Origin of the sequence: Corynebacterium pyruviciproducens ATCC BAA-1742, assembly GCF_000411375.1 — a bacterium.
In the GTDB taxonomy this organism is placed as follows: domain Bacteria; phylum Actinomycetota; class Actinomycetes; order Mycobacteriales; family Mycobacteriaceae; genus Corynebacterium; species Corynebacterium pyruviciproducens.
On sequence record NZ_KE150446.1, the window covers coordinates 285894 to 309395 of the forward strand.

Genomic DNA, 23502 nt, shown 5'->3' on the forward strand with positions numbered 1-23502 from the left:
GAAGTGCTTCACTCGGGTTCGGCTCGCCCGAGGCCGGAAGACCGGAACCACAAAGCCTGTCTAACCACCAATTGGCACCCTGCGTGATGGCCGGGTTTCCCAAACTGTTCGAATGTGTTCGAATTTTCCTGCGGAAGCGTGGCTGGTGCCAGTATTGTGGAAGCACGACTGATAATGAGTGGCCTCTGAACCGCCGTTGCACCGGTCATAATAGGTTGGATCCGCGTTGTGGCGCGTCAACAGCGGCGTGCATGAGGCCTGGGCAGGCGAGGAAAGGACAGCTCCATGAGGTATTCATTCATCCACACCTCAGATTGGCAGTTGGGAATGGGGCGCTGGTTTCTGGGTGTAGAGGGAGATGCCCGCTACAACCAGGCGCGCATTGACGTGATCCAAAGGATCGGTACGCTCGCCCGCGAACAGGGGTGTGACTTCATCGTGGCGGCGGGGGACAACTTCGATTCCAACCTTGTCTCGGATATCACCTTTAGGCGTTCGGAGGCGGTGGTGAAGAATCTTGGGGTGCCACTCGTACTATTGCCTGGTAACCACGACCCGATGTCACCCGACGCTATCCTCGCCAAGTTTCAGGACTCCAGTGACGACGGTTCCTCCGCCATCATTGTGCTCGATTCGTTTGGGCCAGTAGAGGTGATCCCCGGGGTGGAAGTTGTTGGCGCGCCCCTGAAATCCAAGAAGCCGGTGACGGACCTGGCGGAGGAGGCGTGTGCTGGGCTGCAGCCCGTGGGAAGTGAGGGGAGCTCCTGCCGCTCACGCATCCTCGTCGCTCACGGCCAGGTGGAGGCGAGAACTAATGACCACGCGGCGGGGCTGATTGATTTGGACAAGATTGCAAGGGCCGTAGACAACCGGTTGGTGGATTACGTGGCATTTGGAGATACACACTCCACTACAAAGCTCGACGAGCGCGGGAGAGTGTGGTTTTCCGGTTCCCCTGAGCCCACGGATTTCAAGGAAATACCAGGTGGCGGGGGTGAGAACGCAAGTGGCAATGTCCTTCTCGTCACCGTCGATGCGCCTGACGGCGCCACGGTGAACGAGGTGACCGTGGGCGTGGAGACAATCCCCGTAGGGGAGTGGACATTTGAAGCGATCACCCGGCACGTTGAGGGGACCGAGGACATCGCGAGCTTCATCGAGGAGCTCGAAGAATACGAGGATAAGCCACACACCGCTATCAAGTACGCCCTGACCGGTGCGGCCTCGTTGATGGATCACACGATGCTGGCTCACGCCCTGGATAGATTGCGGCCCCAATTTGCAGGTTTGTTTGAGCGAGAGCGCCTCCACAACCTCGGGGTGGAGCCGTCTGAGGAGGACCTGGACCACGTCGACTTGCGGGGGTACGCGCAGGACGCGTTTGACGAGCTCCGGCAAGGGGCACGTGCTGGCGACGAGATAGATTCGCAAGCTCTGAAAATTCTCTTCCGTCTCACGGCTTCGCGGTAAGGGCCTCCCATGCACATCACATCACTTTCCGTTTCCCACCTCGGGCCCCTTCAATCTATGAGCTTTTCCGAGGTGCCACCCACCGGTGTCACCATCATCCACGGTGACAACGAGCAGGGGAAATCGTCCATCATGCAGGCGGTGAAAATGGCCCTGACTGAGAAGAGCAGCGCAAAGAAGGGCTGGGTAAAGGCTCTGGCCACCGCGGGGCTGAGCGAACCCATTGGCATCCGCCTGGGGCTCCACCTCGACGGGGTGGACACGGTGGTGGAGAAGAACTACCTCAAGCAGGTCCGAACGCAGCTCTCTTTCCCCGGCTCCGCGCGCGCAAGCCTAAGCGGTGATGAGGCCGAAAACGAGCTGAACCAGCTCCTGTCCAGCAGTGTTGATACCAACCTCGCTCGCGAGCTGTTCATCGAGCAGGGAACAATCGACACACAGGTGGATGCGCTATCTATCCCCGCAGTTCAGCAGGCACTCGGGGGCACCGATAACCAGCCGGGTACTGGGGAAAGCGACCTTGTGGAGAAAGTTCGCAACGAGGCCAAGGAATTCCTCACTACCTCCGGTGCACGGAAGAAATTTATCAACGACGCCGTCGATACCACGAACGCAGCAAAGGAACGCCTCGCGGCTGTGGAGAAGAAGATCTCTGAGATGGATGCGACCGTCGCCTCGATCAGTCGCCTGCGCAAGACAATCGAGGAATTGAACGCAGCACTCCCCGCTTTGAAGGAAGATCTCGCAACATGGGAGGAACGCAAGGAGAAGCTCGCTGATCTCCAGGGTGCCGTCAACGAAGCCCGAGCCGGTGCGGAGGTGGCACGCCGCGAATCCGATGTTTTGAAGCAGACACTGGAACGCCGCAAGCGAGAGATCGCGGAGGCAGAGGAGCGCAAACACGACCTTGCAGGCGAGGAGAAGCTCCAGCAGGAACTGACGAGCAAAGCCCGTGAAATAGAAAAGCGGATTGAGGAGGCAGAAAAGCGGAAAACGGAGACCCTAGAACTGGCGAAGGCCGCACGCGCCACGCTCCGGGCTGCCGAGCGGCGTCAAGAGCGCCAACGCCTGGTGAAGGAGAAGGAAGAATACGGCCAGGTGATTGAGAAGGCGCTCGCCCTCAAAGAAGAGATCGCCTCCAAGCGAGCAACGCTCTCCACCACTGAGGTCACCACCGCCGTGCTGAGGAAGCTGGAGAAGGCGGAGAAAGATGTGGAGGTGGCTCGCGCGACGCGGGAGGCCGCCGTTGCCACGGTGACACTGCACAAGGACACGTCCGAGGTTCTCACCGTTCGGGTGGATGACGACGATATCGAGCTTGACGCAACCGATGTGCCCCTTCTCGTCGCCTCAACGCGCACGATCGGGTACCGCGGTTTGTTGGCCACCATCACCCCCGCGCAGGGTGCCGATAAGCTCAACGGCGATGTAGATAAGGCCGTGAGCACGTTGGAGCAACTGCTCGAAGACGTGGGGTGCGATTCGGTTACAGCTGCACGTGAGGTGCATGACCGGGACACGGAAACTAAGCGGGACATTGAGAAGCTCGAGCTGCGCCGCGACGAACTTCTGGGAACCCACACCCTGGAGGAACGCACAGAGCGCGTGGCGGAGATTGAGCGCGCGCTCGACGAGTTCCCGCCGGACGAGGAATTCGCTGATGCCACCAATGTGGCTAGCGCGGAGACGGAGGAAGTAAGGCTGGAGGAGCTGCGGGAGAACGCCGACGAGGCGCAGCGCTCAGCGGAGGTTGCCGCCAGCGAGGCGACCGCGCTCCAGGGCTCCACCGTCCTCGTCGATGTGAAGGTGCAGGCGAGCGTTGTAGAAAAGGCGAAGGCTGACTGCGAACGCAGTTCCGCCCGTGTTCGGGAAGCTGAGGAGGCCCAGCCCCTGGAGGAGCTTAAAAAGCAGGCTGCCGCGGCCGCCTCTACCGCCTACGAGGCCGAACAATTTGCCACGAAGAAGGCGGCGGAGCTTGCAGAAGAGCAGCCGGACCTCATTGACAGCCGGTTGCAGGTGGCGCGAACCAAGGTGGAAAGCAACATCAACTCCTGCCAGGAGGCCCGGCTCCAGCTCGCCAGTAAATCGAGCATGATCGACGGTGCCAGGGGACTGGCGGAGGAACGCGATGCCGCGGAGGCTGAGGCGAAAGAGGCCGCAGAGAGGTCAACGCGCCTCGTCCGCCGCGCTGACGTGTACGCACGGCTCCTCTCCGTCCTGGAAAAGCACAAGAAAGAGGCCTTCGATGCCTACGCTGCGCCGCTGACGCAGGCGATCAACGATTTGGCGCGGGTCATCTTTGGGCCACGCGTCCACTTCAGCCTCAATGAGGATCTCAAGCTCTCACAGCGGATAGAAGATGGCATCGCCATTGATGTTGAGCAGCTTTCCGGCGGTGCCAAAGAACAGCTCACTCTCATCGTTCGCCTGGCGCTCGCAGAGGTCGCGGCGAAGAGCGGGGCACAGGTTCCCATCTTCATCGATGACTTCTTGGGGCACTCCGACCAGGGGAGGATCGACGATATGGCGGCCCTCATCAACATGATTTCCGCGCGGCACCAGATCTTTATCCTCACCTGTTTCCCGTCCCGCTTTGCCGGCGTGGCCAACGCCCACAGCTACCGCATCGATGAACTAACCGGGTAAAGAAAAACAGGGGCTTCCCGTGTTTACGGGAAGCCCCTGTTTTCGTTGTGCCCGCTAAGGGCGACGAGTAGGTTACGCGTTCTTGATTGCAGAACCCTCGATGACGATGTCGATCTTCTCGCCCACGAGGACGCCGCCGCCGTTCAGCGGGGCCTGGAAGTCAATGCCAAAGTCCTTGCGGTTGACCTTGGTAGATGCCTCGAAACCGAGGCGGGTATCGCCGTTCTGGTCCTCCTGTACGCCGAGGACCTCAACGTTCAAGCTAACGGACTTGGTGACGCCCTTAATGGTGAGGTCGCCCGTGACGGTGCCCTCCGTGCCGTCGCCAACCTCGGCGCCAGTGATGGTGAAAGTCATCTCCGGGTAATTTTCCACATCGAAGAAGTCGGCGCTCTTCACATGGCCATCGCGCTGCTCGTTGGCAGTATCGATGGAATCCGTCTTAATGGTTGCCGTGCCCTCAACCTTGTCTCCGTCGACGGTGAAGCTGGACTCGAAATCGTTGAAGGTGCCGTGGACCTTGGTCACCATCGCGTGGCGGACGGTGAAACCAACGTTGGAGTGAACGGGATCGATGGTGTAGGAACCGGTGAGGTTAGTCATGAGAAAGTCTCCTTGGTATGTGTGGGATGTGTGTTCGTTTTCCTTTTTCGTACCGGCACGAGGCCGTCAGAGTAACCCTCACTGTGAAAGGCCTTTCTTGGTGCCTCGCTCGGTGCGGGGTTCCCATCATGCACGGAATAGGTGATGGGTCAACAAAAAAGAAAAACTCTCCTCAAGGAGTCTCTTCGGGCAGGTAGAATTTTTGCTTTCGACCCTGTTGACCTTAAGGTGTGTGGTATGACTGAACCCCATTGGCTAACAGATGATGAACAGCGCCTGTGGCGCTTGCTTCTGGATGCCGAACGTGCAGCAAGTCGCTGCATCGAAGAGACCCTCCAGTCTGGACACCAGATAACCACGCCGGAATTTTCCGTATTGGTTACCCTTTCCGAGGCAGAGGAGCGCAGCCTTCGCCTGCGCGATTTATGCTTCCAGCTGCGCTGGGACAGGAGCCGTACCTCCCATCAAGTGACGCGCATGGAGCGACGGGGCCTGGTGGAAAAGTGCAAGTGCGAGGGGGACGCGAGGGGCGTGCTGGTCAAGCTCACTGAAAGTGGTATGAAGAGGCTCGAGGCTGCCGCGCCGGACCACGTGGAGAGCGTGCGCAAGGTGATTTTTGACAACATCGATCCGGCAGACGTCGAGGTCTTGACGCACTTTTTTACCCGCGTCCGGGATTCTTACAAGCGCTAGCCTGTGACAGACGAAAAAAATGCACCTCGAAAGAGGTGCATTTTTGTTGTGCCCCCGACACGAATCGAACGTGCGACCTTCGGTACCGGAAACCGACGCTCTATCCCCTGAGCTACGAGGGCAACGCTATGAGAGTCTAGTCGCCCGCAGCCACCTCGCAAAATCCCCACGTCCGGAGAGGACACCCGCCTCGAGGCGCACCGGAACACTGTGCGAAAAGCCACGGCAGCTACGCCGGCTGCTGGCGTGGTGGCGGAAACTAGCCACGTTGTGCGGCAAGGGACTCCACGCTGTTGTGTGCCAGGACCGCGGTGGGAAGCCCGATGGTGATGTGATCGGTTGTGGCCTGTCCGGTGCGGAAGTAGTCAACCACGAGCTTGTCAATCGCCGGGTAACCAAACCCGATCCACCCGTGGTTGTAGCCGTCCACGGTTACTACCTGAGAGTTCATCCGTTTCGCAAGCGGGCCGTAGAGATGGTACGGGGTCTGGGGATCATCGGTGCCCTGAATTTCCAGCGGACGATAGGCGAGACGAGAGCCATCGAGTGGAATCGCGTCAACGACGGGTTGCGCCCCATTGCAGCTGACCCCGGAGGCCACGGAGTTAGCAGCGAGCCAGAAAATATCGCCGCTGACAAAGCTATTCCAGTAGAACGCTGGAATGCGCGATGGATCCGTTCCAGACAGGTTCTCGTTGCAAATCATGAGCCCCTGCATGAGCTGGGACTGCATGGCGAGCTTCTGGGCCTCGTCCGGGCCCTGGAGCTCCTCTATGCCTGGCGTCGGCGTGTAGCCACTCAGCATGGACGCCAAGTAGGCCCACGCCCAGGATTGCGGCATGAGGATACGGGAGAGGCCGAGAGTGGGGGAGGTGGACTGGTTTCCACCATGGACGGCCTGGTTAAAGAAGTTGTCAGCCAGGGCCTTATGCGGTGCCACGGCGTTATTGAGCGGGATGAAAGCAGGATCCATGTCTCCAGGCTGCGCGGGAGGCGGAGCCACCGTGGGCGTGGTCCCGGATTCCGCAAAAATCTTCTGCGCCCACGCGTTGTACACCTTGAGCGGTGTGTCGCCGAGGTGGTACGTATCGTCATTGCTGGCTGCCCAGCCAAAGAACGTGTAGAGATTGCTGAGGTAACGGGGCACCTGCTCGACGAGGATACTGCCCCAGAATTGCTCCGGCGGGAGGCCGGAATCAAGGACCACCTTGCCGGTGTGCTCCGGGTAGAGCGTCGCGTACCTGCTCCCCAGCACCGTGCCGTAGCTCAAGCCAATGATGTCGATGGATGGGAGCCCCAAGCCCACGCGCACTGCATCCCAATCTGATGCGTTGTTGTCGGTGGTGAGGCTCGTCGCGTAAGCAGGGTCGCATACCCGCCGCGTCAGAGCACCACCGGAGCTCAGCTGCTCGGTGACGGGGGCGTTCGCGGCAGCCTCCACATCGCAGTCAACCGGCGTCGATCCTTCCAAACCCCGCGGCTCGACTCCCACGATGTCGTAGTTTTCTCTCAATTCGCGTGGGAATTCAAAAACCGGGCCACCCATCGTGGCATAGTTTGAACCGCCGGGGCCGCCGGGATTGTAGAAAATTGTGCCCTTCTTTGCTCCGCGCGCGGGGAGGGTAATGAAGCCCACTGAAATTTGCTCTCCGGCAGGGTCCTCACGGTGCATGGGAGCAGTCACTCTACCGCATCGTGCCTCGTCCCGGATGACGCTAGCGGGGCACTGTTCCCAAGTAACAGGGGAGGCGGAGGCTATCGGAGTAGCCAGTGACATCGCTGCGGCGGCGCTTGCAATACCTGCGACCAATCTGCGAAGCACAAAAGGTCCTTTCCGTGATCGGTAACAATGGCGATGGCCCTATCCTACAGCCCACAGCGTGGTCCCGCCGGACGTTAAGCTCCGAAAATCCTGAATTACCTGCGGAAAAGGAGAACGAAAAAGCTCCTCCGCGCCAGGAGCGGGGAGGAGCTTGAATCAAGCCATCAATCGGTGGCGACCGTCTACTTCACTACGAAGACGATGAGCGTACGGGGACCGTGGACACCCTCGACACGAGACAACTCGATATCGCTTGTGGCCGACGGGCCGGACACCATGGTGATCGGCGTACGACGGTCGAGGCGAGCGATCATCTCCGGAACCGAATAGACCACAGAATCCGGGCGGACTATGCACAGGTGAACATCGGGCACGAGGGTGAGGGCGCGGCGGCCACACATCTCACCGGACTCGAGGCAGATTGTGCCGGTCTGGGCGGCAGAGACCTTGGAATCGGTCACCACTGCATCAACCTCGTTGAGCAGGCGGGAATCGGTGTCCTTGGAATCCGGGGTAGCGGTGCCGTTAAAGCCCTCAAAGAGCGAGGCATCGAGACCTGGCGCGTAGCGCACGTCCTTCGCTTTGCGCTCGTTGAGCACCTTGGCAATCTCGCTGGCGAGGTCCTTTTCAGCTACCTCGTGCACGGTTGCCTTGTAATCCTCCAGGCGACCGATGAGAATATCGCGCAGCTCGTCCACCGGCTTGTCCCATTCGCGGTGGTATTCGCGGGGGATGGGGTAGGCCTCTTCGGCCTTGCCGGCGAGCTTGTTGGCGTTGTGGATACGGCTCAGGATCTCAGCCTTCGCCTCCGCATTCTTGGCGGCATCAAGGTGGCGTTGCATTACTTGGACTCCTCCTTTGAGCTGTGCTCCCGTTCGTTACGGAGCAATTCCTGCGCCTCGTCGGTGTCGAACCAGTCGCGGAAGGACTTCTTCGGCGGAACAGCGCTGTCACGCATATCGGTCCATCCGGAAAGGAAGCTGGGCAGGTGCTTGATGGTGCCGTCGAACCCGCCGAGGATGCGTCCGAAGGACACGAGGCCGGTGACGGTGTTCCAAAGCTGCGGTTTGCCCCAGACGAGCTTCATCATCTGCATGAGGACGTTCTCGATCGGAGGAGCGTCCTTTTCCACCTTCTTGTTGCGCAGATCCAGCAGTGTCTCCACGATCGGGATGCGCACGGGGCAGACCTCGTTGCAGCGTCCGCAGAGGCTGGAGGCGTACGGAAGGAACGCGTTGGGATCGTTGTGATCCTTGATACCCGTGAGCTGTGGGGAAAGAATCGCGCCGATGGGGCCGGGGTAAATGGAGCCGTAGGCGTGTCCACCGATGCGCTCGTACACCGGGCACACGTTGAGGCACGCAGAGCAGCGGATGCACTTGAGTGCCTCGCGCCCGGTCTCGTTGGACAGCACCGCGGTGCGGCCGTTATCGATGAGCACGATGTGGTAGTTCTCCGGGCCGTCGCCCTCGGTGACACCACTCCACAGCGAAGTGTAGGGGTTCATGCGCTCACCGGTGGAGGAGCGGGGGAGAAGCTGGAGGAAGACCTCGAGGTCTTGGAACTTCGGGAGGATCTTCTCAATACCCATGACGGAGATGAGCGTCTTGGGGAGGGTGAGACACATACGGCCGTTGCCCTCGGATTCCACGATGGTGACGTGGCCCGTTTCTGCGATACCGAAGTTGGCGCCCGAGATGGCTACCTCGGCCTCCATGAACTGCTTGCGCAGGAACAAACGGCTGGCCTCGGCGAGCTCCGGCGGGTCGCTGGACAGTGACTCGTCGGTGGTGGGCATCTCGCGGACGAAGATGTCGCGAATTTCAGCGCGGTTACGGTGGATCGCCGGAACCACGATGTGGGACGGCTTGTCGTGGCCGAGCTGAACGATGAGCTCTGCGAGGTCGGTCTCGCGTGCGGCGATGCCGGCTTTCTTCAGAGCATCGTTCATGCCGATTTCCATGGTGGCCATGGACTTGATCTTGACCACCTTCTTGGCACCGGTGTCCTTAACAAGGCCGGTGATGATCTCGTTGGCCTCGTCGGCGTTACGGGCCCAGTGAACGTGGCCGCCGTTGGCGGTGACGGAGGCCTCGAACTGCTCGAGGAGCTCTGCCATGCGGGTTCCCACGTCGCGCTTGGTGGCGGAGCCGGCATCGCGCAGCTGCTGCCAGTCATCGAGCTCGTCCACCACGCGCTGGCGCTTATTGCGGATCGTCGTGGTGGCGTTGTGGAGGTTGCGCCTCTGGGTTACCTTGTACAGGTCCTTGTGTGCGTTCTCCAGGAAGTTGTGGTCGCCACGCAGCGCGCCGTTCTTGTCCGGAGCGAAGGGCGGCATCTTGGGTTTACCAAGGAAAGTGGTCACAGCATTTTCTCCTTGTCGTACACGGCGGAAGTCGGGGTCCACGGGTGCTCCTTTGTGGAGGCGAGGATCTCGGCCAGATGCACAGCGCGGATGCCAGCATGCTGGCGGGACAGGGTGCCTCCGATGTTCCACAGGCAGCTCTGGTCTCCGCCGGTGACATACTCGGCACCGGTCTCACGGATGTGGCGGGTCTTATCGTTGACCATGGCGGCGGAGATTTCCGGGGCCTTGATGGAGAAGGTGCCGCCGAATCCGCAGCATTCCTCAGCGTTGGGGAGCTCGACGAGGTCGATGGATTCCACGTTGCGAAGGAGGCGCAGGGGGCGATCACCAAGGTTCAGCAAGCGCTTTCCGTGGCAGCTGGGGTGGTAGGTTACGCGGTGGGGGAAGAATGCGCCTAGCTCGTCGGTCTGCATCACGTCGATGATGAACTCCGAGAGGTCGAGGCTCTTCTTGGTCACCTTGCTCACGCCGTCCCGCAGGGCAGCGTTGCCGTACTTTTCGGCGACCTGGGGGTGCTGGCCGCGTACAGAGTGGATGCAGGAACCACTGGGGGCGACGACGTAATCGATCGAGGGGTCGCTGAAGGCGTCCACATAGTTTTCCACCATGGGGACAACTTCTTTCTGATAACCGGTGTTGAAGTGCATCTGGCCACAGCAGGTCTGTTCTTCAGGAACGACGACCTCGCAGCCGAGGCGGGACAAGATAACTGCCGTGGCTTTTAGCACATCCGGGAACATGGCGTCCCCGATGCACGTGTTAAATAGAGCGACGCGCAATTGCAGCTCCTTCTCTTTCTGTCGAAACTGCCGCCGGTGGCCTCAACCAACTCTTCAGGGGTAGGTCTGATGACCTGGCGCAGTGGATGTCACAACAAAGTCTAGTGGGAAATGTGGCAAAAAATCATCTCGGAAACCGCTCTCACCTGCGCTAATTAAGAAACTAAATAGTTGCGTAATTGTTGGCTGTGCAGGTCGGGGCGTGCTTTTCATTTTTGAAAGGTATGTCCAAAGATAAAATGGTCAGACCAAAATGTGAAAAATGTCTCAATCTGTGCCTTAAGACTTTCGTCTTACATTGGTGTGATGTTAAATAAGAGTTGGGATTATGGGACAAAAAGGAGAGAATAATTTGTCTGATGTTCATTTCTCGTCCCCCCGTACTCGCCGGTCCCCGCTCTTGACCAGCACGGACGCGAAGTACACAAGTACCTATCGATTTTTGATACAAGGAGCGTGAAATGCAGCATACCCTCTTAGCAGTGGGGGAGTCTGTGCACTACTTTGCACAGACGTTCCAGGCTGACACCCTGAGTGTGGCAAACAACACGTGGCTTACCGCGTTGGTTGGCACACTGCCGCTTGTTGCCTTTTTTATCTTCCTCATGACTCTGAAGTGGAAGGCACACACCTCCGCTATCGGTGCCGTGATTGTTTCCCTGGCGCTCGCAATCTTCGTTTTTGGCATGCCGGTGAGCTACTCCCTGGCTTCGCTGGCACAAGGCGTGGCCTTCGGTTTGTTCCCCGTGGTCTTCATCATTTGGATGGCTGTGTGGCTCTATGACCTTACGGTCTCGTCCAACCGATTCGAGGATCTGCGCCTGATCTTCTCCAAGATTGGCCGCGGCGATATGCGCGTGCAGGCCATGCTCATCGGGTTCTCCTTTGGTGGTCTCCTCGAGGCCCTCGCAGGCTTCGGCGCTCCCGTCGCCATCGTGGCGGCGATGCTCCTGTCGCTAGGTATGAAGCCGATGAAGGCAATAACCACCACGCTCGTTGCAAACACCGCCCCCGTGGCGTTCGGTGCAATGGCGATTCCGGTGACCACCGCCGCGCTTCTCACGGGCCTTGATCAGCGTGAGGTTGCCGGCATGACCGGCCTGCTCATGATGGCCATCGCCGTTGTTGTCCCGTTCATCCTCACTTTCATCATGGATGGTGTGCGCGGCTTCAAGCAGGTGTGGCCGATGGCCCTCGTGCTGGGCATCAGCTTCGGTGGCGGCCAGTACCTGGCTTCCAACTTCTTCTCCTACGAGCTCACCGACGTGGTCGCCTGCCTTTTGTCCCTCGCTATCGGCATCGCTTTCCTCCGTGTGTGGAAGCCCACCACGCCTGAGGATCAGGCCAGCCAGGTGGATACTTCCCGCGCCAACGAGATGGACGGCAAGCGCACATTCCTCGCGCTGTTCCCGTACCTCCTCGTTGTTGTCGTGTTTGCCATCGCCAAGCTATGGACTCTCGGTATCAACATCCCCAAGGCGCTGGCCTCCACGGACGTGAAGTTCCAGTGGCCGGTCATTGGCGGCAATCTCCTGAACCCGGATGGTTCGGAAGTCACCGGTACCTTGTACAACTTCAACTGGCTATCGAACCCCGGCACGCTGCTCTTCATTTCCGGTCTCATCACCGTCGCTGTGTACTCTGCTTACGCCACCAAGGCGTTCCCCATGAGCTTCGGCCAGGGCTTCGGCGATCTGGGTAAGGGTGCATACAAGATGCGTTTCTCCGCTCTCACCATCGCCTCCGTGATGGGCCTGGCGTACGTGATGAACTACTCCGGCCAGACCGCCGCTATCGGTGCCGCACTTGCGACCGCCGGGACCGTGTTCCCGCTTATCTCTCCGATCCTTGGCTGGGTCGGCACGGCGGTCACGGGCTCCGCAACGAGCTCCAACGCCCTGTTTGCCAAGATGCAGGCAACTGCTGCAAACGAAATCGGTGCCAACCCCGTGCTGCTCACCGCAGCCAACTCTGGTGGTGCTGTCATCGGCAAGATGTTCTCGCCGCAGACCCTCACCATCGCGGCTACCGCAGTTCATATGGAAAACGGCGAGTCCAAGATTATGCGCAAGGTGTTCCCGTACTCGATGGGTCTCCTCGTATACGTCTGCATCGTTGTCTTCCTTTTCTCGCTGGTCTAGACTCACCGCAGCCTCGAAAACCCACCCTCGGGTGGGTTTTTTGCTTTTCGACGTCCTCCTTCCGCACCATTCTGCACTCGTCACTCGCGGTGTCATATGACGCCCGCAGCGGTAACGATGCCCGCGACGTTAACGACGCCCGCGACGTTGACGACGCCCGCGACACTCGCGACAACCTGGGTGAATAGGGCAGAAACATCGAAGGCTAATTTTTAACCTTCAAGTTGCCGCCCAAAAAAGGGCTTTCCTGGTATTCTCCCGGCGGGCGGGCTAACGTGCAGGCTAAATTTTGTCCTTCACGTTGCAGCTGCTGGGAAAAGCAGTGGATACGAGGAGCGACGACGCAGAAAAAGAAGATGATGGCCGTTGATATCGTGCTTGGTCAGAATCGGTGGGGTGACCAGGCACTGTGCTAAAAGCCGGAAGGGTGGCCGAGCTTGCGCTGTGGCTCGTGAGGTAAGCGACTTGTTACTGCGGGGAGAAAAGCGGTTCCGCTCGCTGGGAAAGCGCAGCGGGCCCGAATTGTGTGCCTGGAGGGGAGGCGCCTCGGCCCCAAATCGTTGTTTTGCCAGTTGCGCGGTATGATCACTACCCATGACACCAGCTGATCTTGCAACTTTAGTGAAGAAAACTGCAGAATCGATTCTCCCGGATCCGAGCGTGCTGCCTGACGAGGTAACCGTCGAGCGCCCACGCAACCCCGAGCACGGCGATTATGCCACCAACCTCGCCCTCCAGGTGGCTAAGAAGGCTGGAATGAACCCTCGCGAGCTTGGGCAGAAGCTTGCCGATGCCCTCGCTAACGACCCCGCCATCGAAAGCGCGGAGATCGCCGGTCCCGGCTTCATCAACCTACGGCTCAACTCCGCAGCGCAGGGGGAAATCGTGGCCAAAATTTTGGAGCAGAAGGAATTTTTCGGCTCCTCCGAGAGCCTCAGGGGCACCAAGATCAACCTGGAATTCGTGTCCGCTAACCCCACGGGCCCCATCCACCTCGGTGGCACTCGGTGGGCCGCGGTAGGAGATAGCCTCGGCCGTGTGCTGGAGTTCTCCGGTGCCGAGGTGACCCGCGAGTACTACTTCAACGATCACGGTGGACAGATCGACCGTTTTGCCCGTTCACTGGTTGCCGCCGCCAAGGGCGAGCCGACCCCGGAGGACGGCTACGGCGGAGATTACATCCAGGACATCGCCAAGGCAGTCCTCAAGGAGGTGCCCACGGCGCTGGAGGGTAGCGACGAGGAAGTCCAGGAGACGTTCCGCGCCCACGGCGTGGAGATGATGTTCGACCACATCAAGAAGTCGCTGGAAGAGTTCGGCACGCACTTCGACGTGTTCTTCCACGAGAACTCCCTGTTCGAATCCGGGGCCGTCGACAAGGCCGTCGAAAAGCTAAAGGAAAGCGGTGAGCTCTACCAAGCCGAGGGTGCGTGGTGGCTCAAGTCCACCGATTACGGTGACGATAAGGACCGCGTGGTGATCAAGTCCGACGGCAACGCGGCCTACATTGCCGGCGACATCGCCTACGTGGCAAACAAGTTTGACCGCGGTCATGATCTAGCTATTTACATGCTCGGTGCGGATCACCACGGCTACATCGCCCGCCTCAAAGCGGCCGCGGCGGCGCTCGGCTACGATGCCGATCGCGTTGAGGTCATGATCGGCCAGATGGTCAACCTTCTGCGTGACGGCCACGCAGTGAAGATGAGTAAGCGTGCCGGCACCGTCATCACCCTGGATGACCTCGTCGAGGCCATCGGCATCGACGCTGCTCGTTATTCGCTCATCCGCTCGAGCGTGGACTCCACCCTCGACATTGACCTGGATCTGTGGGCAGCCCAGTCATCCGACAATCCCGTTTACTACGTGCAGTACGGCCACGCACGCCTGTGCTCGCTGGCCAGGAAGGCGGAAAACGTCGGGGGCGAGGTGACGGATACCGCGAGCGCGGACCTGTCGCTTCTCACCCACGAGCGCGAGGGTGACCTCATCCGCACCCTCGGCGAGTTCCCCGCCGTGGTCGCCTCCGCCGCAGAGCTGCGTGAACCGCACCGCATCGCGCGCTACGCCGAGCAGCTGGCTGCCACGTTCCACCGCTTCTACGACACGTGCCACGTGCTGCCGGGCCAGGACGAGGAGGCTCAGCCCATTCACAAGGCCCGCTTCGCACTGGCGATGGCCACCCGCCAGACGCTCGCCAACGCCCTCCGCCTCGTCGGAGTGACCGCACCGGAGAGGATGTAGCGCGTGGTTGATTCCAGGCTCATCCCGGAGACCTATGACCGCGGCTTTCAGCAGCCCACACCTCGCAGCGTGGAAGAGTTCAATGAGCTCCCCGCGCACGTGTGGCCAAAGAACGCCACGCGGACCTCGAACGGGGCCGTCGACATTGCCGGGTGTAGCCTGGCGGAGCTCGCGGATACGTACGGCACGCCACTTTTCGTGGTGGATGAGGACGATTTCCGCTCCCGCTGTCGTGCGATGGCTGCGGCCTTCGGCGCGGAGAATGTGCACTATGCGGCAAAGGCGTTCCTCACTAAAGAGATCGCCCGGTGGGTCAACAGTGAGGGGCTCCACCTCGACGTGGCCAGCCTCGGAGAGCTGCAAGTGGCACTAGCCGCCAGTTTCCCCGCCGAGAGGATTACCGCGCATGGGAATAACAAAACCCAGGATTACCTCGAGCAGATCGTTACCGCGGGCGTGGGAGTTGTGGTCCTCGATGCCCCCGGTGAGATCACGCTTCTCAACGAGTGCGCCGAGCAAGCTGGCGTTACCCAGTCCGTCATGGTGCGCGTCAAACCCGGTATTGAAGCTCACACGCATGAGATGATTGCGACGGCGCACGAGGACCAAAAGTTCGGCTTTTCGCTGGCCTCCGGTTCTGCCCGGGCTGCCTGCGAGGCCGCTATCGAAGCAGGAAACCTCGATCTAGTCGGACTGCACTGCCACGTGGGTAGCCAGGTGTTTGACGCCGAGGGCTTTTCCCAGGCCGCCGAACGCGTGCTCCAGCTTTTCGTGCAGCTCTACGAGGATCGAGGCGTGCGCCTGTCCACGCTCGATCTCGGTGGCGGATTTGGCATCGCCTACACGGCGTCCTCCCGTGCACTCGATGTGACTTCCGTTGCCGAGGACCTCATTCACCGCGTCGACCGTCGCTGCGAGAAGCTAAGCATTGAGCGGCCGCGGATCATGGTGGAGCCGGGACGCTCCATCGCGGGCCCCACCACCGTCACCGTGTACCGGGTAGGGCAGGTGAAGGATGTCCATGTCACCGATACGCAGACTCGCCGCTACGTCGCCGTCGATGGTGGCATGAGCGACAACGTGCGGCCCGCCCTGTACCAGGCGGAATACGATCTTCGCATGGTGAACCGAAACGCTACGGGCAACCCCACTGCGACGCGTGTTGTGGGATCGCACTGCGAGTCTGGCGATATTCTCATCACCAACGAGTCCTACCCCGATGACATCGCCACGGGTGACCTGGTGGCAACTGCCGCAACGGGCGCGTACTGCTACGCCATGAGTTCCCGCTACAACATGATGCTCCGCCCCGCGGTGGTATCTGTTAAGGATGGGCAGGCGAAGGTGATGGTGCAACGGGAAACCATCGAGGACGTTCTGGGCAAGCAGCTGTAAAAGCGGTGGCTTTTGGGCATGGTGCTGCGCGGGACGCCCGCGCAGCACGCCTGAGCCCGAGGTACTGCTTAACAACCAACCCGCAAGGGGATGTGCTGCTGAAAACTTTCGGTGCGAACGAGCTTCTCAGGCAAGTGCATGTGTGCATGTTGCCGATGCGAAGTGCAACGTGGTGCACTGCATCGTTGGAAACGAACAAAAGTAGGGCTCCAGCACGCATGTGCTGGAGCCCTACCTCGGTTGCCTGCTGTTATCCGTGTCAACTCCAACGAGCGACGTGGGTGCAGGACTTAGGTTGATACTGCCTTACATGAAGTCAGACGAAGCAGACGGCAGACCGGGGATGAGGTTGCCCTGGATCGTGCCGTGGCGCACGAGGAAGTTGTACGCGTAGGCGATCTCGGCGATCCATGCAGCGATGCCGAGGGCGGACAGCGTCCAGCCAACGGCGGTGTACACGGTGCCAGCTGCGGAGCCATCAGCATCTGCTGCTTGGCGCACGGCCGTCTCCGGCACGGTGGTCACGGAATCTTTTGCGCCTGCGACTGCGGTGCCAGAAACTGCAACCGCGCACACGGTGGCTGCTGCCAGGAAGCTGCGGGTAAGTGATGAACGCATGGTCTTCTTTTCCTTTCCTACTGCGCTGTTACAGAACTGGCAGGTTGGGTTCGATGGTTCCGGGGATGATACCGCGGCTGACGAGGGCGTTGTAGATGATGCCCCAGAAGCCACCGGCGCTGAGGGCGCCTACGAAAATGGAGACACCGGAGTAGACGACGGCGAGGGCGCTATCGCCAACAGCCTGTCCGGTCTGTGAGCCGACAGCCTGGCGGACCTCGGTGTCAGCAGGGGGGAGCTCATCTGCGGTGGCCGGAACTGCACCTAGTACGAGTGCCGTGCACATGGCCGAAGCAATGGCGGATCGTTTCAGGCTCATGAAGGTTCCTTTCGGTCGTTGTTATTTGACAATCTTGAGAATACAAAGGGTTACGGCAAAATACAGGCCTTTGACAGTTAAAAACAGGGTATGGGGCAGGTAGAGTTTATGAAACGTGCGGTGAAAAAATTAATAAGCTGCAGGATTGTCCTGCATTCACAGGAATATAAAGATTTGCTAACAAAAAGAGCCGGGGTAGGGGTGGGGGTAACCGGGATGGGGGTAAGTGAGGGAGTTCAATCGTTTGGTCTGCAGTGCTAAGAGCACGTAGAATGCAACCACGCCACGTTGGTGCCGGGGAATTACGGGGGTGAACCCCATGCGGTGGGCGAGAAGTCCGGCGCTGGCACTACAGCACGTCCCCGTGAAGCAGCTCGATTATCGAGGCGAGCTGGGGAATCTGTGTGTATCGTGACTGGGTCACTTATCGGCCTTTGTAAGTGTGGGGTGCCTTGTGTGCGGCGGGGTAACGGGGTGTGGCAGCGCAAAAACACGCACCCCAGTCGGCTCATGCCGAGGTGAGGTGCGTGTTTGTGAAAAAGGGTGAAGCGCAAGGAATAAGGTCTGACCAGCTGAGGTCCGGGTTTCCTTGAGCTTCCTGCCCTACCGGGGACGGAGGGGCTGTCAGTGTGGTGGGGCTTACGCCTTTTTACAGCCCGAAGCTGGGCAGTGCCTGTCCAATGGTGACGAGGGATGCTGCAGTGTTGATGAGTACGAGGAGGGCACCGATAATGCCGAGGGCAAGGCCAGCGTCGAGGAGGATGGCGAGGGACTTGGCAGCCTCGTCGGTGGTATCGGAGAACCCCTTCTTGAAGATGCCGTAGGCAATGTTCTCAGAGGAGGTGAGGTTGGGGTCGCTTTCCGGCTTCTCGCCTTTGGTGCCTTCCTTGGTGGGGTCCTCGGAACTCAGGATGTCCAGGACCTGGCCGGCAACCGGCTTCTCCTTGCCGTCGGAACTCAGCGCGGTGAGGATCTTGGCCATCTTGTCATCCTTCGGTTTGACCTGGTTGGCAAGATCGCCGGCGAGGCCGTCTACGATCTTGTCGGTGAGGCCATCGAGACCCTGTGCTTGAGCTGCGGGGAGTGCCGAAAATGTGACGGCGACGGCGGTCGCGGTGGCGACGAGGGTACGGGAGAATGAACGTTTCATGGGAACTCCTTGAAAGCAAAATGAATGAGTTGTTGGAATATTCTAGAGGATTGTTTCAAATATAAAAACTCTTGCATGAGATGGTGTGGCGGTGATTCGCCGCATCTGCCATCGCCCGTGAGAGCGGGGTGTTCTCCATTAGTAGAATTCTTGCCGCTTGGCGGTGGGGTACCACCTTTGTATGTGTGCACCATTGCGGAGTCCGTTGCGCGGCGCGCGACAGCAATGTGACGCGGAGGATCTGGTAAAACCACGCTCATGAACTGGAACTATAGCGATTCTTTGGTAATACCCCTCGCAAAGTTAGACCGCTTAGTCTATAGTTGGAACAAAGATTGAACACTAGAAAGTGAGACAGGAATGACAGACCACGGTAAGCCATCGTCGCCTCAGTACAATCCCGGCAAGGGGGAAGGATCCCCGGTAGGAATCGCCCTCCTCGGCCACGGGACCGTCGGCGCCCAGGTTCTGCGTCTCATGCAGGAGTACTCCGACGAACTCGAGCACAGGATTGGTGGCCCCCTCGAGGTGAAGGGCGTAGCCGTGCGAAACATGGAGAAACACCGCGACAGCGTGCCCGCAGAGCTCCTCACCGACGACGCGTTCGGCCTCATCAACCGCGACGATGTCGATATCGTGGTGGAGGTCATCGGCGGCATCGATTACCCGCGTGAACTAGTGCTCGCGGCACTCAAGGCCGGTAAGTCCGTTGTCACCGCCAACAAGGCGCTCGTTGCCGCCCACTACCAGGAACTCGGCGATGCCTCCGACGAGTCCAACGTCGACCTCTACTTCGAGGCCGCAGTCGCCGCCGCCATCCCCGTCGTGGGCCCGCTGCGCCGGTCGCTCGCCGGCGACCGCATCAAATCCGTCATGGGCATTGTCAACGGAACCACGAACTTCATCCTCGACGGGATGGATTCCACCGGCGCCGATTACGACGAGATGCTCGCCGAGGCCACCCGCCTCGGCTACGCGGAGGCCGACCCCACCGCTGATGTCGAGGGCTACGACGCGGCAAGCAAGGCCGCCATCCTCGCCTCCATCGCGTTCCACACCCCCGTGTACGCCAGCGACGTGCACCGCGAAGGCATTACCAACATCAGCCCGGAAGATATCAAGGCCGCCCGGGCTGCAGGCTACGTGATCAAGTTGCTCGCCATTTGCGAGCGTTTCAACAATGAGGAAGGACAGGAAGTGGTTGCAGCACGAGTTCACCCCACGCTCGTTCCGCGAAGCCACCCGCTGGCTAGCGTGAGCAAATCGTTCAACGCCATCTTTGTGGAAGCGGAAGCTGCCGGTCGCCTCATGTTCTACGGCAACGGTGCCGGTGGCGCTCCCACCGCCTCCGCCGTCCTTGGCGATATCGTTGGTGCCGCCCGCAACAAGGTGCACGGTGGCCGCGCGCCGGGCCAGTCCACCTACGCTAACCTGCCGATTGCTGACTTCGGTGAGGTGTACACCCGGTACCACGTTGATATGTCGGTGGAGGACCGCATCGGTGTGTTGGCGGAGATCGCTAAGATCTTCACTAACCACGGGATTTCGCTTCGCACCGTGCGCCAGCACCAGGGCGAGGATCACGCTCGCCTGATCCTGGTGACCCATTCGGCGCGGGAGAAGGATCTCGAGGATGTTGTGGAAGAGCTCAAGCAGCTCGAGGCCGTTCGTGGCATCGAGTCTGTGATCCGTTTGGAGGAGTAGTTACGTGTCTGTGGAAATCCCCCAGGGAACCAAGGTCCATGTTCGTGTTCCCGCGTCGTCGGCGAACCTCGGCCCCGGGTTCGATACCCTGGGCATCGCTTTGACCATGTACGACGAAGTCGACGTGGAGGTCATCCCATCCGGCCTGGAAATCGAGATCCACGGCGAGGGTGCGCAAACGCTTCCCCGTGACGGTTCTCACCTCGTGGTGCGTGCGATTCGCGCGGGGCTGACGGCCGCCGATGCGACGGCTCCCGGGCTCAAGGTGACGTGCTACAACACGATCCCGCAGTCGCGTGGCCTCGGTTCCTCCGCTGCCGCCGCGGTGGCCGGAGTGGCTGCCGCCAACGGGCTGGTGGGCAATTCGCTTTCTAGCGCCCAGCTGGTCCAGCTCGCCAGCGGTTTTGAGGGTCACCCTGACAACGCCTCCGCCTCGGTGCTTGGCGATGCCGTGGTGAGCTGGACGGATGTCCCTGTTGATGGCCAGACGTTGCCACAGTACAACGCGGTCGGTATCCACGCACACGAGTCGATTCGTGCCACGGCTTTCATCCCGAGCTTCCACGCGTCTACGAATGCGGTGCGCAAGGTACTGCCGAGCGATGTTACGCACCAGGACGCGCGCTTCAACGTGTCGCGCGCAGCGCTTCTCACCGTCGCACTGCAAAACCATCCCGAGTACCTGTGGGAGGCCACCCGAGATCGCCTCCACCAGCCGTACCGTGCGGACGTGCTGCCCGTTCCTGCTGAGTGGGTCAATCGCCTGCGCAACCGCGGTTACGCCGCCTACCTTTCCGGTGCCGGCCCCACCGTCATGGTGCTGCACACCGAGCCGATCAGCCCGGCGATCCTTGATTCGGCCCGCGAGGACGGGCTGAGGGTGGAGGAATTGAAGGTCGCAGGCCCCGTCGAAGTTACGACGGTGGCCTAAGGCTCCTGGCTGACAAGGCCCGCCAAGAAGTAAAAAACGAGCGCACCGCACTGGCGGTGCGCTCGTTTGTGTCCTGTGCAGCGATATGTGATGCCTCAAAGAGACTCGGTTAAGAGCCCGCGGCGGGAACCTTCTTCACTGCGTGGGGATAGATGTTGACCTGCAGCGCCTTGGTTACCACTACAATGCGATCGCCATAGTCGATCCCCAACTCTGCAAAACTTGCCGGGGTGATGGGCACGGTGACCTCGTTGTCCCCAGCGATGGTGGCCGTGATGTTGATCTTTCCGCCGGAATGGGCGATACCGGACACCACGCCCGACCAGTGGTTGCGGGCGGATTCGCCGGGATTACTGGAGTAGGAGTACATCCTGAGGATGGCGCTCTCCGGGGCGAACACCGCCACTGCGGGGACACCGGGGCGAAGCTCATCAGGCTGGACGTCGGGTCCGCACACACCGGATACCGTGCCCATGGTGACCACGCCGTCATCCACTGCGGTGACCATGCCCGTAATCCGGTTGAGACCCGCGAGATCCGCGACGAATTGCGTGGGCGGAACACGAAGAATCTCCTCCACGCTCTCCTCCGCAACAACCTCGCCCTGTTCGATGACGAGAACCGAGGTGGCGAGCGCGTAAATATCCGTGGGGTTGTGGGTGACAAGCATGATCTGCCGGTCCTTGCTCACCGCGTGGAGAACCGTACGCCACGCCGACGCGCGGGCGATATCGATGGCCGCCAGGGGCTCGTCGAGAAGCAACCGAGCCGGACGCGTGGCGAGCGCACGGACGAGGGCGACGTGGGCCGCCTGGCCGCCGGAGAGGGCGGGGACCGGAACATCGGCGAGATCGGTGAGCCCCGCGGCGTCCACCCACTCGTCCACGTTGTCGGTGACCATTTCGAGAGCCTTCCGCACCGTGCACGTGCGGGGGAGCCCCGGGTTTTGTGTGAGCAGCACGCCGTCGAGCCTGCGCATGTACGTTGTCTTGCCGGCTCCGTTCGGCCCGATGATGGCGATGAACTCGCCAGCATGGTGGGCAGACTCCGGCCGGGACAGCTCGCGCACGCGGTCCGCGTCGATGGTCCCGATCGTGCGCACCGTCGGCTTGTAGGATTTTTGCAACAACGTCGGCACCGTGGCGAGAACCAACACGATCAGCGCGATGCCGATAAGCAGCGCCGCCATCGCTAGCGCGCCATCGGAATCGATTTCTCGCTCCAGGTAAATGCCGAGCGGAAGAGTCCTCGTGCGGCCGGGCAGCGAGCCTGCGAACGTGATCGTCGTGCCGAACTCGCCGAGCGAGCGAGCAAACGCCAGGCCCGCGCCGGTGGCCAGCGGCGCGGCAATAGCCGGCAGCGTGATGCGGTTGAGCACCGTCGAGCGGCTGAGTCCAAGCCGGTACGCCGAGCGCTCAATCTCACGGTCCATCGTCTGTAGTGCACCGTCCACGGCGACCACCACGAAAGGCAGGGAGACAAACACGTGCGATGCGATGACACCCGGGTAAGCGAAAGCAAACTGTAAGCCCAGGGCGTCGAGAAGCGGGGCAGTGATACCGCGACGGCCGATGAGAGCCGTCAACGCCAGACCCCCGACCACCGGTGGCATCGCCAAAGGCAAAAGCACAAAGATGCGCACCAGTTTCCTACCCCGCAGGGCAAGCGCGATGGGCACGCCCAAACCGGTGGTGATGACGGTCGACCATGCGGCAGAGGAAAGGGTGATGGACACCATCTCCAGAGTTTCGGGGCGGGCAATAACCTCCGGGAAGCGGAGCCAGGGAACACGGATAGCCAATGCAACAATGGGCCCGATCAAAATGATCAGGCCCACGATTGCGAGCGGCTTAACGAACCGGGCTGAACCCATGCTCTTCCAGAACCTCCGCGAACTTGTCGCTGGTGAGGTAGTCCATTACCTTCTTCGCCTGCTCGGGGTGAGTGGCGTTCTTGGTGACGGCAACGGGGTACTCGTTCTTCTCGTTCTCCGCGCCGGGGATGGCGATGGTGGTGACCTTGTCGCCGGCGGCGATGGCATCGGTGGAGTACACGAAGCCAGCGTCAGCCTCGCCTGAGGTGACCTTGCCCAGGGTATCCGTGACCGAGTGCTCGAGGGAGGCGAACGGGATGTTCTTATCGCCCACGAGCGCCTCGGTCACGCGGCCACACGGCACCTGCGGGTCGCAGGCGACAACTGCTGCACCCTCGTTAGCCTTAGCAACGAGAGAATCGATGTCGGTGATCTCCGGGTTGGTGGTGACCAGGACGAGCTCGTTGGTGGCGAACACCGTCGGATCCTCTACGAGGCCCTTCTCCACAGCTTGATCCATTGCCTTGCGGTCAGCGGTGATGAGCAGGTCTCCGGGGGCACCATCTTCCAGCTGGGAGATGAGGGTGGAGCTGCCGGCGTTATTGAACTCAACCGGGAATTCGGCGGAGATTGCGTCGTTGAGAACGCGGGTGGAAGCAGCACCCATGATGAGGATCTGCTCCTGGTTCTGCGTGCCCGATGCCTCAGCCGAGCTGCTTGCCGTGGATGATGCCGTCTCTGCACTCTGCGAGCAGCCGGCGACGGCCAGAGCCGCCATCATCGTTGCTGCCACAAACTTAGTTCCT

General features: G+C 60.6%; 18 protein-coding genes and 1 tRNA gene. 8 read left to right on the forward strand and 11 right to left on the reverse strand.

Annotation, left to right across the window (positions count from 1 at the left end):
- Window positions 1-285 precede the first annotated feature (285 nt).
- Together HMPREF1219_RS01365 and HMPREF1219_RS01370 are read left to right on the forward strand one after the other, a co-directional pair.
- The gene (locus HMPREF1219_RS01365; RefSeq protein WP_016457214.1) at window positions 286-1470 is read left to right on the forward strand and encodes a metallophosphoesterase family protein; all 1185 of its coding nucleotides are present in this window, start codon (window positions 286-288) and stop codon (window positions 1468-1470) included.
- A gap of 57 nt (window positions 1471-1527) precedes the next feature.
- Window positions 1528-4116, forward strand: a complete 2589-nt coding sequence (locus HMPREF1219_RS01370; protein ID WP_245554365.1) for an SMC family ATPase — start codon at window positions 1528-1530, stop codon at window positions 4114-4116.
- Between the two features lie 72 nt (window positions 4117-4188).
- Here the strand turns inward: HMPREF1219_RS01370 and HMPREF1219_RS01375 are convergent, their stop codons facing one another.
- The gene (locus tag HMPREF1219_RS01375) at window positions 4189-4719 is read right to left on the reverse strand and encodes a YceI family protein (protein WP_016457216.1); all 531 of its coding nucleotides are present in this window, start codon (window positions 4717-4719) and stop codon (window positions 4189-4191) included.
- Between the two features lie 237 nt (window positions 4720-4956).
- Between HMPREF1219_RS01375 and HMPREF1219_RS01380 the strand changes: the two genes are divergently transcribed.
- On the forward strand, window positions 4957-5412 hold the full coding sequence (locus HMPREF1219_RS01380) for a MarR family winged helix-turn-helix transcriptional regulator (protein WP_016457217.1): 456 nt from the start codon (window positions 4957-4959) through the stop codon (window positions 5410-5412).
- A 49-nt stretch (window positions 5413-5461) separates the two neighbouring features.
- Here the strand turns inward: HMPREF1219_RS01380 and HMPREF1219_RS01385 are convergent.
- The 5 genes from HMPREF1219_RS01385 to HMPREF1219_RS01405 all read right to left on the reverse strand — a co-directional run bounded on the left by HMPREF1219_RS01385 (window position 5462) and on the right by HMPREF1219_RS01405 (window position 10381).
- A tRNA-Arg gene (locus HMPREF1219_RS01385) sits at window positions 5462-5534 on the reverse strand.
- A 137-nt stretch (window positions 5535-5671) separates the two neighbouring features.
- Window positions 5672-7096 carry an alpha/beta fold hydrolase gene (locus HMPREF1219_RS01390; RefSeq protein WP_245554366.1) on the reverse strand — a complete coding sequence of 475 codons (1425 nt, stop codon included), beginning with the start codon at window positions 7094-7096 and terminating at the stop codon, window positions 5672-5674.
- A gap of 320 nt (window positions 7097-7416) precedes the next feature.
- Window positions 7417-8076 (reverse strand): LutC/YkgG family protein, encoded by a 660-nt coding sequence (locus HMPREF1219_RS01395; protein WP_016457219.1) that lies wholly within the window; start codon window positions 8074-8076, stop codon window positions 7417-7419.
- Window positions 8076-9599, reverse strand: coding sequence for a LutB/LldF family L-lactate oxidation iron-sulfur protein (locus HMPREF1219_RS01400; protein ID WP_016457220.1), 1524 nt, complete (start codon window positions 9597-9599; stop codon window positions 8076-8078). The genes HMPREF1219_RS01395 and HMPREF1219_RS01400 overlap by 1 nt, the downstream gene beginning before the upstream one ends.
- The gene (locus HMPREF1219_RS01405) at window positions 9596-10381 is read right to left on the reverse strand and encodes a (Fe-S)-binding protein (RefSeq protein WP_016457221.1); all 786 of its coding nucleotides are present in this window, start codon (window positions 10379-10381) and stop codon (window positions 9596-9598) included. The genes HMPREF1219_RS01400 and HMPREF1219_RS01405 overlap by 4 nt, the downstream gene beginning before the upstream one ends.
- A 461-nt stretch (window positions 10382-10842) precedes the next feature.
- Here HMPREF1219_RS01405 and HMPREF1219_RS01410 point away from each other — a divergent pair, with 461 nt between their 5' ends.
- From HMPREF1219_RS01410 to lysA, 3 genes are all read left to right on the forward strand, one after another.
- On the forward strand, window positions 10843-12522 hold the full coding sequence (locus HMPREF1219_RS01410) for an L-lactate permease (protein ID WP_016457222.1): 1680 nt from the start codon (window positions 10843-10845) through the stop codon (window positions 12520-12522).
- A gap of 594 nt (window positions 12523-13116) precedes the next feature.
- Window positions 13117-14766: an arginine--tRNA ligase gene (argS, locus tag HMPREF1219_RS01415; RefSeq protein ID WP_016457223.1), complete on the forward strand. Its 1650-nt coding sequence runs from the start codon at window positions 13117-13119 to the stop codon at window positions 14764-14766.
- Between the two features lie 69 nt (window positions 14767-14835).
- A complete protein-coding gene (gene lysA / locus HMPREF1219_RS01420) occupies window positions 14836-16161 on the forward strand; it encodes a diaminopimelate decarboxylase (protein ID WP_040427062.1) in 1326 nt (441 codons plus the stop codon).
- A gap of 306 nt (window positions 16162-16467) precedes the next feature.
- Here lysA and HMPREF1219_RS01425 read toward each other — a convergent pair whose 3' ends face one another.
- The 3 genes from HMPREF1219_RS01425 to HMPREF1219_RS01435 form a co-directional block, all read right to left on the reverse strand.
- The gene (locus tag HMPREF1219_RS01425; RefSeq protein WP_016457225.1) at window positions 16468-16779 is read right to left on the reverse strand and encodes a hypothetical protein; all 312 of its coding nucleotides are present in this window, start codon (window positions 16777-16779) and stop codon (window positions 16468-16470) included.
- Between the two features lie 28 nt (window positions 16780-16807).
- The gene (locus tag HMPREF1219_RS01430) at window positions 16808-17098 is read right to left on the reverse strand and encodes a hypothetical protein (protein WP_016457226.1); all 291 of its coding nucleotides are present in this window, start codon (window positions 17096-17098) and stop codon (window positions 16808-16810) included.
- A 649-nt stretch (window positions 17099-17747) separates the two neighbouring features.
- Window positions 17748-18248: a hypothetical protein gene (locus HMPREF1219_RS01435; protein WP_016457227.1), complete on the reverse strand. Its 501-nt coding sequence runs from the start codon at window positions 18246-18248 to the stop codon at window positions 17748-17750.
- Between the two features lie 360 nt (window positions 18249-18608).
- Here HMPREF1219_RS01435 and HMPREF1219_RS01440 point away from each other — a divergent pair, with 360 nt between their 5' ends.
- Together HMPREF1219_RS01440 and thrB are read left to right on the forward strand one after the other, a co-directional pair.
- The gene (locus HMPREF1219_RS01440; protein WP_016457228.1) at window positions 18609-19952 is read left to right on the forward strand and encodes a homoserine dehydrogenase; all 1344 of its coding nucleotides are present in this window, start codon (window positions 18609-18611) and stop codon (window positions 19950-19952) included.
- 4 nt (window positions 19953-19956) lie between these two features.
- Entirely contained in the window at window positions 19957-20883 is a 927-nt protein-coding gene (gene thrB / locus HMPREF1219_RS01445) for a homoserine kinase (RefSeq protein WP_016457229.1), read from the forward strand.
- A 109-nt stretch (window positions 20884-20992) separates the two neighbouring features.
- Here the strand turns inward: thrB and HMPREF1219_RS01450 are convergent, their stop codons facing one another.
- Both HMPREF1219_RS01450 and modA read right to left on the reverse strand, forming a co-directional pair.
- Window positions 20993-22756 (reverse strand): ATP-binding cassette domain-containing protein, encoded by a 1764-nt coding sequence (locus HMPREF1219_RS01450; RefSeq protein WP_016457230.1) that lies wholly within the window; start codon window positions 22754-22756, stop codon window positions 20993-20995.
- Window positions 22734-23489, reverse strand: coding sequence for a molybdate ABC transporter substrate-binding protein (modA, locus tag HMPREF1219_RS01455; RefSeq protein WP_016457231.1), 756 nt, complete (start codon window positions 23487-23489; stop codon window positions 22734-22736). Before modA ends, HMPREF1219_RS01450 begins: the two co-directional genes overlap by 23 nt.
- Between the last annotated feature and the right edge of the window lie 13 nt (window positions 23490-23502).

Excerpts from the sequence above, each read along its gene's own strand:
- HMPREF1219_RS01365 (WP_016457214.1), top strand. The coding sequence starts at position 286 with ATGAGGTATTCATTCATCCACACCTCAGATTGGCAGTTGGGAATGGGG.
- HMPREF1219_RS01370 (WP_245554365.1), top strand. The coding sequence starts at position 1,528 with ATGAGCTTTTCCGAGGTGCCACCCACCGGTGTCACCATCATCCACGGT.
- HMPREF1219_RS01375 (WP_016457216.1), bottom strand. The coding sequence starts at position 4,719 with ATGACTAACCTCACCGGTTCCTACACCATCGATCCCGTTCACTCCAAC.
- HMPREF1219_RS01380 (WP_016457217.1), top strand. The coding sequence starts at position 4,957 with ATGACTGAACCCCATTGGCTAACAGATGATGAACAGCGCCTGTGGCGC.
- HMPREF1219_RS01395 (WP_016457219.1), bottom strand. The coding sequence starts at position 8,076 with ATGCAACGCCACCTTGATGCCGCCAAGAATGCGGAGGCGAAGGCTGAG.
- HMPREF1219_RS01410 (WP_016457222.1), top strand. The coding sequence starts at position 10,843 with ATGCAGCATACCCTCTTAGCAGTGGGGGAGTCTGTGCACTACTTTGCA.
- argS (WP_016457223.1), top strand. The coding sequence starts at position 13,117 with ATGACACCAGCTGATCTTGCAACTTTAGTGAAGAAAACTGCAGAATCG.
- HMPREF1219_RS01425 (WP_016457225.1), bottom strand. The coding sequence starts at position 16,779 with ATGCGTTCATCACTTACCCGCAGCTTCCTGGCAGCAGCCACCGTGTGC.
- HMPREF1219_RS01430 (WP_016457226.1), bottom strand. The coding sequence starts at position 17,098 with ATGAGCCTGAAACGATCCGCCATTGCTTCGGCCATGTGCACGGCACTC.
- HMPREF1219_RS01435 (WP_016457227.1), bottom strand. The coding sequence starts at position 18,248 with ATGAAACGTTCATTCTCCCGTACCCTCGTCGCCACCGCGACCGCCGTC.
- HMPREF1219_RS01440 (WP_016457228.1), top strand. The coding sequence starts at position 18,609 with ATGACAGACCACGGTAAGCCATCGTCGCCTCAGTACAATCCCGGCAAG.
- HMPREF1219_RS01450 (WP_016457230.1), bottom strand. The coding sequence starts at position 22,756 with ATGGGTTCAGCCCGGTTCGTTAAGCCGCTCGCAATCGTGGGCCTGATC.